The 13930-nt window shown below is 52.2% G+C and carries 10 protein-coding genes; all 10 read right to left on the bottom strand.

The features are described from left to right. Positions 1 to 283 precede the first annotated feature (283 nt). The 10 genes from PCH05_RS05960 to PCH05_RS05915 all read right to left on the bottom strand — a co-directional run bounded on the left by PCH05_RS05960 (position 284) and on the right by PCH05_RS05915 (position 13915). Positions 284 to 625 carry a hypothetical protein gene (locus PCH05_RS05960; protein ID WP_127601441.1) on the bottom strand — a complete coding sequence of 114 codons (342 nt, stop codon included), beginning with the start codon at positions 623 to 625 and terminating at the stop codon, positions 284 to 286. A 140-nt stretch (positions 626 to 765) separates the two neighbouring features. Further along, positions 766 to 4719: an S-layer homology domain-containing protein gene (locus PCH05_RS05955; RefSeq protein WP_127601440.1), complete on the bottom strand. Its 3954-nt coding sequence runs from the start codon at positions 4717 to 4719 to the stop codon at positions 766 to 768. 244 nt (positions 4720 to 4963) lie between these two features. Beyond that, positions 4964 to 6091, bottom strand: a complete 1128-nt coding sequence (locus PCH05_RS05950; protein ID WP_127601439.1) for an MraY family glycosyltransferase — start codon at positions 6089 to 6091, stop codon at positions 4964 to 4966. Between the two features lie 112 nt (positions 6092 to 6203). Continuing rightward, complete coding sequence (locus tag PCH05_RS05945; protein ID WP_246049376.1) at positions 6204 to 6968, bottom strand: WecB/TagA/CpsF family glycosyltransferase; 765 nt, start codon at positions 6966 to 6968, stop codon at positions 6204 to 6206. Positions 6969 to 7101: 133 nt separating this feature from the next. After that, positions 7102 to 8229, bottom strand: a complete 1128-nt coding sequence (csaB, locus tag PCH05_RS05940) for a polysaccharide pyruvyl transferase CsaB (protein WP_127601438.1) — start codon at positions 8227 to 8229, stop codon at positions 7102 to 7104. Continuing rightward, positions 8202 to 10220, bottom strand: coding sequence for a DUF5693 family protein (locus PCH05_RS05935; protein ID WP_127601437.1), 2019 nt, complete (start codon positions 10218 to 10220; stop codon positions 8202 to 8204). Before PCH05_RS05935 ends, csaB begins: the two co-directional genes overlap by 28 nt. Positions 10221 to 10302: 82 nt before the next feature. Next, positions 10303 to 12021: a phospho-sugar mutase gene (locus tag PCH05_RS05930; RefSeq protein WP_127601436.1), complete on the bottom strand. Its 1719-nt coding sequence runs from the start codon at positions 12019 to 12021 to the stop codon at positions 10303 to 10305. Between the two features lie 42 nt (positions 12022 to 12063). Then, on the bottom strand, positions 12064 to 12501 hold the full coding sequence (gene fabZ, locus PCH05_RS05925; RefSeq protein WP_127601435.1) for a 3-hydroxyacyl-ACP dehydratase FabZ: 438 nt from the start codon (positions 12499 to 12501) through the stop codon (positions 12064 to 12066). 297 nt (positions 12502 to 12798) lie between these two features. Next, a complete protein-coding gene (locus PCH05_RS05920; RefSeq protein WP_127601434.1) occupies positions 12799 to 13080 on the bottom strand; it encodes a DNA-directed RNA polymerase subunit beta in 282 nt (93 codons plus the stop codon). 13 nt (positions 13081 to 13093) lie between these two features. Beyond that, on the bottom strand, positions 13094 to 13915 hold the full coding sequence (locus PCH05_RS05915; RefSeq protein WP_127601433.1) for a flagellar hook-basal body protein: 822 nt from the start codon (positions 13913 to 13915) through the stop codon (positions 13094 to 13096). Between the last annotated feature and the right edge of the window lie 15 nt (positions 13916 to 13930).

Below are 13930 nucleotides of genomic sequence, written 5' to 3'. Positions count from 1 at the left end.
TTTCTAAAATATAGACATATTTCTTCTACAGGTCATTCTTGGATTCGCCCACCGTAATTGACTCTACATCTTAGACGCGCGAGTTTCTAAAAAGTTGCACCATTTATAAAAAAATTTCAAAATTGTTACCTGCCATTAAAATTATAGCGAAACCAGGCAGTTTGTACAAGAAATATCTGGTAATCAAATACCCGCAGCGATTCCCAGATAAACAGCTCCACAAAAAAAAGAACGCCGAATGGCGTTCTTTTTTAAATAAATTACATGTAATGGTTACAATATCTTAACGAATTTTCATGGCCAGCTCGATGATCTGCGCGCGCATTTCCGGGCTGGTATTAATGTTCTGATACATCTGCTCAATCGGCTGTTTGTTTTCACGGTAGGTTTTCTCGTGCTTGATGGTTGTATGAGACCAAGCGATAAGTTCGTTCTCGGCTTGCATCAGTTCGTTATAGGCATCATGAAAGCCTGTCTCCAGTACAAGGCCTTCCATAACTTCTTGAGTAATCTCTCTGGTCTTGCGAGTCAGCTCAATCTTTTGCTCCAATGTGCTGGCCTTATTCTCAAACTTGGTCTTTGCTCTCATATATTCAAGCTGAGCCTTGGAATAGATCGGTTTCATAAGATAGCCTTCACCCTTTAAATATAAATTGTCGTTCTACGACATTGTATCCTAAACTCTGACAAATTACAAAGAGAGGTAACTGGAAATAGAAAACTCCTCCCCGTTCTTGCCCGTAGGAGGAGTTCTCTATACCATGATTAGCTTAAGTTTTTAGGGAAGATCTGCGAGTTCTTCTTGAAGAGCTCCACAGCGATCTTGCCTGCTTCCGCACGTGTCATGCTGCTCTTCGGATTGAAGTTATACGATGGCTTCTTCGCTCCAGCGAGCGTAATCGCCTGACCGGCCATTACTTTGGCTTTGACGACAGCATCAACCGCAGGACGGGCGTAGTAGCTGATCGTTCCCGAATCCAGGAACTGGTTATCCAGCGAGCTCTTCAGCTTGTCGTCATTCGTCGCCAACTTGAGCTTCAGCGCACGGGATACCATCAAGGCAGCCTCTTCTCTCGTGATCGGCTCCAGCACGCCGAAATTGCCTTCGGACATCCCGGTAATGATCCCTGCGCGCGATGCGGTCTCGATATGCTCGAAGTCCCATGTATCGGTCTTCGCATCCGGTACGACGTCGAAATACGTCTGCACGTTCTTATCATAGTTCAGCGGCAGGTTGAGTCCCTTAACGAGCAATGTTGCGAACTCTCCGCGGGTTGTCAGGTCATCGGCGCCAAACGCGTTCGGCTGCACATTGACCATGATACCTTTGGAATACAGGGCATTCAAGATGTTACGTGCCCAAGGATGCTTCGTAATGTCATCATAGCCGCGGCTTTGCTTCATGACGACATAATAACCGAAATCATCGAACGGAACACTGATGGTGTTGTTCTTCGTATCCACCACGCCGCCGACATTTTCCCATTTCGCCTTGTCAGTGAAACGGAATACTGTAACGGTCGTTCCGGCTGCATCCACGACGGTTTTGTTAAAGCCCAGCTTCAGCGTACCGCGCTGCGAAGGAACCAATTTGCGGTCCGGCTGCAGTTCAGCGGATTCTTTGAAGTTGTAGTTCATGTTCCCGTACTCGTAGCTCTGAGGAGCAAGACCGTTGGTTGGGGCCATATAGTCGGGAGATGTGGTTGATCCGTGTTCTCCCAGTCCCCCGCTCACCCAGTAAATATCGGATACGCGCGTAAAGTTATATTGGTCGATCAGGGATGTGAACGGCTCCGTCAAATCCGTGGACAGCGGAATCTTCGTTTCGCCTTTTGGCGTACGGTCATCCTTATCGTTGCTGATCTGATTGCCGTAGTCATTGATCCGTTCCACAACGCCGTCTTTCGGGTCGGCAATGCCGAATAACAGCTTGTTATCCGGGTAGTACTTCGTTACTTCGCCTACGCCGACTTTGGCTGTTTTCAGCACCGTGGCTTTAGGGAAGCTCAGCTCTACCCCCTTGTTGAATACGCTGTACTTGGCAGCAGGCTTTTCCGTCATGAACTGGGCGTTCACGCCGACCGTGCTGGTGTAATACACTTCAATCGTTTGGGTGATGGAATCTTTACCGCGTACGACCTGGATTTTGATTTTATTCGCTTTATCGGGCTTCAGACCGACATAATCCAAGTAGAAACGGTTGTTCAGATCCGGCCGTCTTTGCGCTTCCTGCTTGTCGATGACAACCTTGTCAGCGCCTTCGGCTTCAATGTCGAACCGGACGAAGTTCTTGTTCACGACAATACGGTCGCCCACCGTTGCCTTCGGAGACAGCATGCGGAATGCTTCCGCCACGCGGGTGATCTCGATCCGTTGGCTGGCGCGGGCGCCCACGCTGTTGACCAGTTCAAGGTTAAACACCTGGCTGCCGGTCGTCGTGAATGGGACATCCTTAATTCGCAGGACGAACTTGCCGTCGAATACCGCGATCTCATACTGCAATGGCGTTCCATTAAATGCTTTGGTTTCCCCTTGAATATAATCGGTCGTTGCCTGCCCGACTTGGTCAAGCTTGATCTTCGGTTCATCAGCCGAAGAGAACAACGCTTGTGTACCCTGATTCAAGGTAATGTATTTGGCCCCGCTGCCTTGAACGACCAGATCGTATTTCAATTGGGTCGTCTCGTATCTTTCATCCTTATATTCGAATATGTCCGGATATTTTGCCGTAATCTGCTCCAACAGCTGATTGCCCGTCAAATCTTTCAATTCCAGCTGACCCATCGGAACCCGTTTCACTTCGTCCGCAAGAGACGGCTGGAATACTGTGATGCTTGCAATATTTTTATCGGAAATATAAATGCGCAGCTCATTGGTAATCGTCGTCGTATTACCACGGCCGTCTTTGGAATATCCGACGAACTTAATTTTGTTCTCGCCGAAATACAATGGACCGTCCGTGCTGACCGTCAAGTTGATATCGAAGGTCTTCTTCGTCGACGTAATTGCGAAGCCAGGCGTGGTGCTGCTGTTCAAACCGTTAACGAATAATTCGGCTTTCTCCAGGTTATCGAAATCGCGATACTCGCCTTTGATTGAAATGGTCGGATTCAATTCTCTGGAATCAATCTCGAAGGTTTGTCCGTTCCGCACATTTTCAACGTAAATATTATTTTTCAAAGGATAAGAAATCACCGCATTAAAATATGCCGTTGAATCATCAAAATGGAATCTCACGTTCTGGCGTCCACTGACAATATCGGTTATTTTGTAGATTTTCTCGTTACTGTTACTGCCCGGTGCCACATAAGTCAGGGTAAGGCTGGTACCGCTAGGCGTATATTCAGCTTTAAGCACCTGGCTTGTCAGTACCTGGTCTGCTTTTACGAGAATATAAAATGTACGAGTGTCCACCTCAGACAGCGGCAGCTGGCTGATCGAGGACAGGTCATTGTTTTTGTCGCTATATCCTTTTAAATACTTAATATCCTGAATCCCAGTCGTATTGCCCGCATACCGGAAAGCTAGCGTCTTGCTGGCTTTGTAGTTGGTTCCATAAACCACGGCGAGCGAAAAGCTTTGGGAATCATTCGTTGCAGCTTTCGCCGGATCAATGGCCGGGCCGTCAAAGGTAATTGTGACTAGATGGTACAGCGGATCCGTGCCGCTATTCGTCGTAATGTTGGTTTCCTTGATATCGGCAGTCGTCATGTCGATGGCTACGCCGTCAATCAGTATGCTGCCAGCGTCCTTGAACGACTTGCCATCTTTATCAGGAACAATAACGACGGCGGTCAATTTCTCGGAATAGTTCGTCGTTCCGGTATCCGTAACAATCGGCGTATTGTTCAACAGCCCGTAGGTTTTGCCAGCGTAATCCATATTGATGCTGACAAACGGCTCCGTCTTCGTGAAATAGTAGATCGTCCGGTTTACAGACATCACGTCAGAACCGTTCTTAATGTTGACGGTCACCACGTTGATGCCCTTTTGCAATTTAAGCGCAGATGAGAAGAACTTGCCGTTCTGCAACAGTGTCGTGGTCTGCGGCGTGCCGTTATTCACGGAAACCGTGACGTCCGTCGCGTTGTTCGTTTGCCCCTGGATGGAGATGGACTCCTTATCGGAAATCGCTTCGACTCCCTCATTCAGGGAAATATCGCCGAAGCTGGAACCTGTCATCTTGAAATCCGTGATGTAGGGAACTTGATCGTACAGTACATAAAATACATCTGACCGCGAAACCCCGTTAAGCGATCCGTACAGCGTAATTTTATTGAATCCGGAAAATAACGGAAGATTCGTCACTTTAAACTTCTGCACGGTTGTGGAGGTTGGATCCACCGTAATGACTCCGTTTTTAAAATGCGTCGAATCCGTTTCCCAGGTGACGCCATTACCGTTGGCGTTCGCTTTCGAGCTAAGCTGTTCAACCTTCACCTTCAGGGTATTCTCCGCAACATTGGAGAACACGCCGGTAATGTCGGAGAGTGTACCCGAATTGGAGACATAGACATTGGTTCTGTCGATTTGCTCTCCGCCGACTCCGTCGGTGGTCAGTGTTGCTGTTTTTCTAAGCAATAGATCGTCCGGAATAAAATAATTTGCCTTCAGATCCTCATTGGCGGCAGAAACCTGCTTCGTCAGTCCGACCGGAAACAATGAAACGATCATCGCGACAAGCATGATCCATACATAAGTCTTTTTGGTGCGCTGCATGAAGGTTTGATCTCTCCTTTTACTGCTGAATTTTGTGATTATCCGATTGTCCTAGAGAAATTTAGACAACATCACTTACTCTTCTTATCGGACTTTCGTCCGAGTTTTTTTAGAAAAATGCTAAAAAAACTCCCCCTGATTTGGAAAAAAGTTACTAAAAATAAAACATATTAAAAAAGGCCGTACCCGAAGGTACAGCCTTGTCCTGAATAATTATGTTTATATAATAGCATGATTCACTTATTTAAAACTTCGTGCCTCGTTCTTCTCCAACCTTCATCCTCAGCCTTGCAACCAGATCCAGAATCGGACGCTTCGTTTTGCCGACCAGGCCAATCACTTCCGCGCCGATCTGCAGGAAGAACATCATTACGCAGATGACGACGAAGGTGACCCAATTCGCTTCATACATCGCGGCGGAGGACTGAATGACAGCCAGGACGCCGAAGAAAGCGGCGATGCCGTACACGATGAGAACAGACTGGCGGTGGCTGAAGCCAATTTCCCGCAGGCAGTGATGCAAGTGGCCTTTGTCCGGAGCGAAGATCGGTTTCTTCTGAATCCAGCGGCGCACGATCGCAAAGAACGTGTCCGAGAGCGGTACGCCGATAATGATCAGCGGAGTAATAAAGGATACAATCGCAATCTGTTTGAATCCGAGCATGGACAGCATCGCCAGGCAGAAGCCTAAGAACAGCGAGCCGGTATCGCCCATGAAAATCTGTGCCGGGTGGAAGTTATAGAACAGAAATCCGATAATCGCACCCAGAAGCAGCAGGCAGATCAGCGCGACCGTCAGGTTGCCCATCAAGAGCGACATGACGAGGATCGTGCCGATCGCGATGCCGGATACGCCGGCAGCAAGTCCGTCCAGTCCGTCAATTAGGTTGATGGCGTTCGTCACGCCGACAATCCAGAAGATGGTGAGCGGAATCGCAATCCAGTTCTCCAGCGACGAGTAAGAATCGTTAAACGGTATATTTACAAAATCAACTTTGATGTCAAATCCGAATACGACGACGCACGCGGCGATAATCTGTCCGAGCAGCTTCACCTTGGCGGACAGCTCGAAGCGGTCATCCAGGGCGCCGGTCAGCACGATCAGCGAGCCGCCGATCAGAAAAGCCTTAATAAAATTCGTATCCCGGATGGAAAAATGATCTGCGACGAATGGAAGGACGGCAAACACAGACAGCATAAATGCCAGGTATATCGCCAGCCCGCCAAGACGAGGCATAATTCTCGTATGCACTTTTCTGGCGTTCGGGACATCGACTGCGCCAATCTTAATCGCAAATTTTTTCACCAGCGGCGTTAGCAGCAGTGCCAAAGCCAATGACACAATGCATCCGATGATGGCTATCTTTAACATGTTTCGTTCAACCCCCATTTTCATTACCGGATTGAATTATACTCTCATCAAATCATAAAACCAATCCTGTTTTTCAGCAAAAAATCGGGTTATTTCAGCCCAATTCAGTCATTTATCTGGGTTTTGACATGTTTTCTTTATCCCGCATCACTTTAAGGGCGAATTTCGGCAGCGCAAGCATTCTTGCGGCCCTTGTCGGCTCCCTCAGGAGCCGGTAAAGCCATTCGGCACGCATTTGCTGGAACAATTTCGGTGCCCGCTTGGACTTGCCCGAGATGACATCGAAGCTTCCGCCGACCCCCATCATGAGAGGAACGCCCAGCTGCTCCTTGTACCTTGCAATCCACGGTTCCTGCGTATCCGCCCCGCGGGCGACGAACAGAATATCCGGGGCTGCGGCCCGAATGCCGGCAATGACCTCCGCATCCTGATCCGCCCCGAAGAACCCATCGCGAAATCCCGAGATTTCCACGCCCGGATACTGCAAATGTAACCTTTCCGCGGCTGCCTGAATCACTTCCGGCGTGGAGCCGAGCAGATAAACTTTCCAGTGATAGTCTTCTCCAACCCGCATCAGCTCATGCAGAAGATCAAAACCCGCCACGCGTTCCTGTACAGGCTTGTCCGTCCGGGCCGCAGCCCACACGACGCCGGTGCCGTCCGGAACGAGCAGCTCGGCATTTCGCATCACCTGCATATAGTCCGGCTCCTCCAGCGCCTTCATGATCATAATCGGGTTCGCCGTAATGATCTGGAGAGGCTGGCGGTGTTCTTGCTTCAAATGTTCGGTCAAATATTTAACGGTGTCTTCCATTCCGAGCCTGCTGACAGGCAGTCCGTAGATCGGAACGGTTGGCACTTGTTCTACACTGTTCACGGCTGTATCACCTTATCCTTGCTTTCTTATCGACTCAACCCATAAATAGGTTCTTACCCATGTGCCATGCGCTGCGATTACGAATCCTTCTTCCGAGCGCTGTTGTCATGCTCCTCTATTCAATCGAGCCCTGTTATCTCTTTAAAAAATCAACGATATGCTTCGCAGGCGCCTGCGCTTCCTGCTTCAACCGGTCGATGCGCGGCTTGCTCGCTTCCCGCCAGGCATCCGCATCCGTGAGCAGGCGGGAGATTTCCGCTTCCAGCCTGCCGGGATCCACCGATTCGCTCGTTCCGGCCGGAGCAACATCAAGCCTTTTCAGAAACTGATCGATCTTCGGATCATACGATATGCCGATCATCGGCACGGACCGGTTCGCCGCATAGATCAGGCTGTGGAGCCTCATGCCGATCACGAGATCGCAGCGGCCCACTTCCGCAAGCATCTGGCGGGGATGGACGGCCTCCCTGCATATTGACACCCGGCTTCCGCCGGAAGCGACATCACCGAGCTGATCGATGATTTCCTGGGAAGCCTTCTCATCCCCCGGAAAATGAAACGGGAGAAATCTCAGATGCACCGGCTGCTTGCTGCACAGGGCACGAAGCCCTGCGGCTATGCCTTTCAGCTCCCGGCGCTCTGTGTCCCAGTAGCGGACCGAAATGCCGATCACCGGCAGCTTCGGCTCCGAGAGATCATCCGCCGTGACGCCTGCCCCCGTTTCCGGGGTGAGCCCCATTACCGGATCCGGCACGACCTGAACGCGGCTGCCCGCAAGGCCCATGCTTTGCAGCAGCTCCGAGGACTGCATGTCGCGCACCGAAATATATTCACATTTTTTGAAAGCATTTTTGATCAAGGGATAAAACAGCTTCCGGTTCACCGGGCCAACGCCCTGTGAATAGATAAATACCGGCTTGTTTAGCCACTGCGCCAGCTTGATGACACCCAGATAATAAGGAATCGTCTTCGGGCTGGTCGCGTCCTGCAAAAGACTGCCGCCGCCGCTGATGAGGCCGCTGCTGTTCTTTAAAGCTTGTCTCACTTCGCCAAGCTTCATGCGGTGAACCGCCTGCACCCCGTAAGTGGAAGCGGTCCACTCCGGATCGATGGAGAGCACGACGGGATTCACCTGAATCCCCGCCTGCCGCCCCTGCTCCTCCAGCGCCGTGAGGATCGACTGCAGCACGGCCTCGTCGCCGCTGTTCTTAAACCCGTAGTAACCCGAGATGACTATTGTCTTTTGAGGCGCGGTGACCATTTTCTCCAACACCCTTCTGCGATTTGCCATACCACGATGGCGATCAGACCGAGGATAAAGCCGATTCCCAGACCGAGCAGGTCACGGGCGAACGAAATTTTCATCGGCGAGTGGATATGGGCAAAGGTATCCACCATAGACAGCTGTCCGATGACCGCAATAATCATGAGATAAATCGCGTTCCGGTACCGGATCGACAGGAAGATGCCGAGCAGGAAGAGCGGATGCGCGATGATTTCCTTATTACGCGGACGGACATGGAACGTATGCTCCAGGAACGGTCGGATGGCCATCTCGATCGAGCTGACTTTGCCGCCGTTGCCGGTACGGCTTAAATAGTAGAATCCGAGACCCGCGATCACGACGGCCGCCGCGACCCATACGAGCGTAATCGGCGTCTTGAACAGCTTGCCAAGCTGGCTCATCGGACGTCCGCCGCGATACAGCACGACGAAAACGGCGATCAAGAGAATCGGAGCCGCGTGCAGGAGACTGACGCCGCGGAACTGGTTCAATACCAGGCTGTACGTAATATTGTTCAGCAGCGCGATCACGAACGGAATAGCTGCCATGGAAATGATCGACGTGCGAATGAAGAGCACGATCGAATGCGTCAGACGGCGTCCGGTCGCAAGATTCGGATCTGCTGCGTTCAGCGCGTTCAGCTTCCTTACAGCCAGCACCACCGCCACCGTCGGGGCGCTGATCGCCACGAGCAGGGCGAGCGCCTGTTCAAACAGCGTAGGCTTCAGCACATACAGCCCTGCGCTTCCGATCATGCCAAGCACGAACGCAGGAAGCGTCAGCAGCGGCAGGAAGTAGGAAATCATCAGCGCAATGAAAGCGACGCCGCCGAGTACGACGACCAGCTTGAGATAATGCTGCGCCGGGGAATCCGTAATATGGAAGGCTTCCGCACGGCCCATTTTGAATCCGTTATTCTCCATCTCCTTGATGGCCTTGCCCGGCTCGTTCAAGCTCTTGATGATGTTGTCGATCGAATCGGTCATCATGCCCTTCGCCACATTCTTGCTAGGGGCCGTATTGATATAGAGCATCCGGATATTCCGGTCCTTCGTTGCCAGGGCAAAACGGTCCGCAATCGTATTTTCATCCAATGCCTGCGCATCCTTGTCGCTCAGCGAGTACAGACGCACGACATTATAATGGATGTCATACGACAGCTTGGCGATGCCGGCCTGCGGCTTCTTCGTGTTCTCGATCGCCGCGATGCCGATGCCATGCTGGTTCAGCAGGCTCGCAAAGCTCTGCAAGCTGTGTTTTTCCTGGTTGTCATTATAGCCCTTAACCGAATCACCCTCGAACAGGACGCGGGTAACGCCGTTGGCTTCGTAATACGCCAGCAGCTTCTCCATGGCATCTTGATCATAAGGGAGGCTGTCCGACATCCGGGGCACGATATGAAATCCTTTGCTGCGCAGCATTTCGAATGCAATCGGATCCGGCTGCATCGGCTTCAGCGCGGCATCCTCCGGCGAGTCTTCCACAATCAGGCCCTTCTGGTTATGAAACTCCCAAGGCTTCACGTTAATGCCGAGGCTTTCGAAGGTGTCTTCAATGAGAGGCGTTAACCGGCCTGCATTCTCTTCGTTGGTAAACAGAATATAAGTGAAATTCTCGTCCGTAGGAATAACGCTTTGCGTCATTTTCGCAACGTCCTGAGCGTTGTAAACCATGAGCCGCCGGGTTTTGCTGAAATCATCCAGCGTACTCTCGAACATCGCCATACTGGTAATGCCCGCGGCTTTCAGCTTATCGAGCTGCTCCGACATGAACTGCTCGGGATGAGCCTGGTAGGATGCCACCTCAGCCAAACCGCGATAATTGAACACCAGCTCCACGTTGTTTGACGATGATTCCGTTTGATACCGGTCATACGCGACCGGCAGAGCGGCAAGTATGCCCAGAACGACCAGGATCCACAGCCATTTGCGTGATGCCGTGCTGAAGTGCTGCCATTTTTGATGCACCAAAAGTACCTCCTCGTTATAACTCCGCAAAGCCGCGGCCAGAGGCAGCGGCCTTGCAGACTATCCATATATCATTCGTGATTTAGGCGTCTACCCGCGCCATGACTTCCGCCGCAAGCTTCTGAATCCGCTCTTCGGCATCGTGCAGCGAAGAACCGCGCACGGCAAAATAAACTTTAATCTTCGGTTCCGTACCGGATGGGCGCAGGCAGAACCAAGAGCCGTCATCCAGCATATATTTCAGCACGTTTTCTTTCGGCAGTCCGTCCAGCCCTTTGGAGTAATCCAAAACTTCCGACACGGCCGCTCCGGCCACCGTGTGCGGCGCATGATCGCGCCAATCGGTCATTTTGGCCTGGATTTGGGCCAAGCCGTCCTTGCCCTTAAGCGTGCGGGATTCCAATGCTTCGCGGAAATAGCCGAACTGTTCGTACAATTCCTGCAGCACATCGTACAGCGTCTTGCCTTGGGCTTTATAGTAAGCCCCCGCTTCACAGATCAGCAGGGAAGCAAGCACGGCATCCTTGTCGCGGGCATAGCTGCCTGCGAGGTATCCGTAGCTCTCTTCATATCCGAACAGATACGTAAACTCACCGGTTTGTTCGAATTCCGTCATTTTCTCGCCGATATATTTGAAGCCGGTCAGCGTGTTAAAGACCTCTGCCCCATAGTGGCGGGCAATGGCCGCACCCATCTCGCTCGTCACGATCGTTTTGATCACGGCGCCGTTCGCGGGCAGCTTGCCCTGCTCCTTCAGCTGGCTGAGCAGATAATGAATCATGATGGCGCCGGATTGGTTGCCCGAGAGCACTTCATACTCGCCAGCATCATTCAGCACGACCGCACCCATGCGGTCACAGTCCGGATCGGTACCGATCAGAATGTCAGCCTGAATCTGCTTGCCCAGCTTCATCGCGAGCGTAAACGCTTCGCGTTCTTCCGGATTCGGCGATTTGACGGTCGAGAACTCGGCATCCGGCTGTTCCTGCTCGGCGACGACGTGCACATTCGTAAAGCCGACTTTCTCAAGCACCCGGCGCACAGGCACATTGCCCGTACCATGCAGCGGGGTGAATACAATGTTGAAGTCCTTGCCCAGCTTGCTGGCAATCAGCTCCCGGTTGACGCTGGTCTCTGCTACCGTATCGGTGAAAGCTTCATCCTCCGCCTCTCCCAGCCATACCAGCAGTCCCTGCGCTTCCGCTTCAGACTGCTCCAGGCGCTTAACCGCAGCAAAGGATTCGATCTCCTGGATATATTGAATGACCTTCTCCGCCTGATCCGGAACCAGCTGGCCCCCTTCGGCATTGTAGACCTTGTATCCGTTGTATTCCGGCGGGTTGTGGCTGGCCGTAACGACAATGCCTCCCGTAGCGCCTAAATGGCGTACGCTAAAAGACAGCTGAGGCGTCGGACGAAGGGATGGAAACAGCTTGGCGGTGATGCCGTTGCCGGCAAGCACCAGCGCCGCTTCGAGCGCGAATTCCGGGGAGAAATGGCGGGAATCATGAGCAATCACCACCGATGGCTTGCCTTCCGCCTGGCCGTGCTGCTCCAATATGTAGCGTGCAAAACCCTGCGTCGCTTTACCGACGGTATAACGGTTCATCCGGTTGCTTCCGGCGCCGATGACGCCGCGAAGTCCGCCTGTACCGAATTCCAGATCTTTATAGAAACGGTCCTCCAGTTCCTGCGTCTGATCCTGCAGGCCTTGAAGCTCCTGTTTGGTCTCTGCGTCGATCGATGGATCCGAAAGCCACCGCTGTACATTTTCTTCTGCCCATTTGCTTAATTGTGTCATACTGCTTCCCCTTTCACCGCTTACGGTTGTTTGGTATCGTATTCAGGCTTTGTTCGGGTCGGACAGCGCGAACATGATCTCGCCTTCCGCGACGATCTTGTCCTCCACCTTGGCGACCGCGTGCCCCTTGCCTATACTTCCTTTTAACCGTGTGATCTCCACTTCCAAACGAAGCGTATCCCCCGGCACAACCTGTCCTCTGAAGCGGAAGCCGTCAAGCCCTGCCAGAAAGCCGATTTTGCCCTTGTTGCTCTCTTCCTGTAAAATTGCGGCAGCTCCCACTTGGGCCAATGCTTCGGTGATCAGCACTCCCGGCATGACCGGATATTCGGGAAAATGGCCAATGAAAAACGGCTCGTTGATCGTCACGTTCTTGATGCCGACCGCGCGTTTGCCAACCTCCATTTCCAAAATTCGGTCCACCAGCAAAAACGGAGGACGATGCGGGATGATTTCCTGAATTTCTTTGACATTAAGCACGATATCAAATCTCCTTCCAGGCTTAGCGTTTATGGGCTATAAGCCTTCATTTTACGGCTATTCTGCATAAAAACACGTATAAGCGGAAAAAACTAAAGCTATCCTTCACTGACTGCAGACGTGAAGGTTCAGATAAGGGGCTCTGTCCGTTAGCCATCGCTCGTATGCGCAGTGGCCCGGACGGGGTCCTTTTGTTGTTCGCAAGTCCCCCATCATTATACATTTTCCGAGCCAAAAAAGAAAACTCCCCCGCGCAAGCAGGGGAGTCTTGGTCAAGCTTAAAATAGGCTCATGTCCTCAAGGTGCAAAGACCAGATCGATGACATGCTGCCAGGTCTTCCACTCAAACACATCGGATAGGCTTTGCTTGCCGATAAAGACATATCCGAAGGCCATGCCCCCAATTAAGGCGAGCACCAAGAACAGCGGGATCATCCAGCGAATGACAATTCTCCAGCGCGCCGTCCTTCTGTGTGCCGGCTTGTCGTCGTGATCCCGGTCCACGCCGGGCTTCTCGGGTGTTTCCTTGCGGTTTTGGATTCTCGTCAGCTTGTCAGCAGGCTTATTATTTTCACTCATCGCCGCGACCACCTTAACCCCGCATATTGTTCGCCAGGTTCATCATGGTATCGCTGGAGGTGATCGCTCTTGCGGCGAGCTGGTATGCACGCTGCATTTGCATCATATCCGTAATTTGTCCCATATAATCCACGTTGGATTTCTCCAGGTAACCGGAGCGGATGGATGTACCTGCCGGAATGCCGCCGCCTGCCGGCCGTGCCTCGAACACCTGTCCTTCGGTCAGGCTGCCCGGAACGACGAACAGGTTGTCGTCCATCTGCTGCAGCGCATCCTCGCGGAGCGGCTTCAGAACATTCAGCGTTCCCGCTTCGGAAATAACGCCGGCTTCATCCACCATCACCTTGCCATGGGAATCGATGGCAACCTTGGCCTTGTCGGACACCTTGATGTGTTCATCCTTCTCGTTCAGCACGAAATATCCCTGGTTGTTCAGGAGCACCATCGATCCCGGCTCGCTCGGATCCGGGGCGAAATGAAAGCCCCCTTCCCGGGTGTAGGCAGCCTTGCCGCCCGCTTCCACCTTGAACATGCCGCTTCCTTCAATGGCAAGATCCAGCGGATTGTTCGTCTGGTCGAGCGCTCCCGGCGTCATATCGCGGGTGACATCACCCGTCCGCACGCCGTAACCGGTCGTAATCCCAAGCCCGGACATTCTTCCTTGCTGCTTGAAATCCTTCGGCTGCTGCATGACGGAAGTCAGCGTGTCCTCGAATGTGGTTTCCTTCTGCTTATAGCCTACCGTATCCAGGTTTGCGATATTGTCCGCGATGACATCCAGCTTCCGCTGTATGCCGTTCATGGACACCAGCGCACTGATCATGGAGTTATTCATCTTAAACCTCCCCTT

It is taken from the genome of Paenibacillus chibensis (assembly GCF_004001045.1).
In the GTDB taxonomy this organism is placed as follows: domain Bacteria; phylum Bacillota; class Bacilli; order Paenibacillales; family Paenibacillaceae; genus Paenibacillus_AQ; species Paenibacillus_AQ chibensis.
Note: the sequence above shows the minus strand (reverse complement) of the source record. Positions and strands in the feature narration are given on the sequence as shown.

What these genes read in the sequence shown, in the direction of transcription:
- PCH05_RS05960 (WP_127601441.1), bottom strand. Translation starts at nt 625, where the DNA reads ATGAAACCGATCTATTCCAAGGCTCAGCTTGAATATATGAGAGCAAAG.
- PCH05_RS05955 (WP_127601440.1), bottom strand. Translation starts at nt 4,719, where the DNA reads ATGCAGCGCACCAAAAAGACTTATGTATGGATCATGCTTGTCGCGATG.
- PCH05_RS05950 (WP_127601439.1), bottom strand. Translation starts at nt 6,091, where the DNA reads ATGTTAAAGATAGCCATCATCGGATGCATTGTGTCATTGGCTTTGGCA.
- csaB (WP_127601438.1), bottom strand. Translation starts at nt 8,229, where the DNA reads ATGGTCACCGCGCCTCAAAAGACAATAGTCATCTCGGGTTACTACGGG.
- PCH05_RS05930 (WP_127601436.1), bottom strand. Translation starts at nt 12,021, where the DNA reads ATGACACAATTAAGCAAATGGGCAGAAGAAAATGTACAGCGGTGGCTT.
- PCH05_RS05920 (WP_127601434.1), bottom strand. Translation starts at nt 13,080, where the DNA reads ATGAGTGAAAATAATAAGCCTGCTGACAAGCTGACGAGAATCCAAAAC.
- PCH05_RS05915 (WP_127601433.1), bottom strand. Translation starts at nt 13,915, where the DNA reads ATGAATAACTCCATGATCAGTGCGCTGGTGTCCATGAACGGCATACAG.